Source organism: Streptococcus sp. HMSC36C04 (assembly GCF_001839535.1).
In the GTDB taxonomy this organism is placed as follows: domain Bacteria; phylum Bacillota; class Bacilli; order Lactobacillales; family Streptococcaceae; genus Streptococcus; species Streptococcus hominis.
Map to the genome: position 1 here is coordinate 195,417 of NZ_KV841606.1, position 247 is coordinate 195,663.

The window sequence follows — 247 nt, forward strand, 5'->3', positions numbered from 1 at the left end:
CCGTTCCCTTCAGCCGGACTTGGGTAATCCTCCACATATAACAAAATGGACCTTGTAGGACTTGAACCTACGACCACTCGGTTATGAGCCGAGAGCTCTAACCAGCTGAGCTAAAGGTCCAACAAGATCAATTATAGCGGCGAAGGGGATCGAACCCCCGACCTCCCGGGTATGAACCGGACGCTCTAGCCAGCTGAGCTACACCGCCATAGCATCGGGAAGACAGGATTCGAACCTGCGACACCTT

2 tRNA genes are annotated in these 247 nt (G+C 53.8%); both read right to left on the reverse strand.

What is annotated here, in order from left to right:
• Positions 1–46: 46 nt before the first annotated feature.
• A tRNA-Ile gene (locus tag HMPREF3249_RS09040) sits at positions 47–120 on the reverse strand.
• A 14-nt stretch (positions 121–134) separates the two neighbouring features.
• Positions 135–208 (reverse strand) — tRNA-Met (locus HMPREF3249_RS09045).
• Between the last annotated feature and the right edge of the window lie 39 nt (positions 209–247).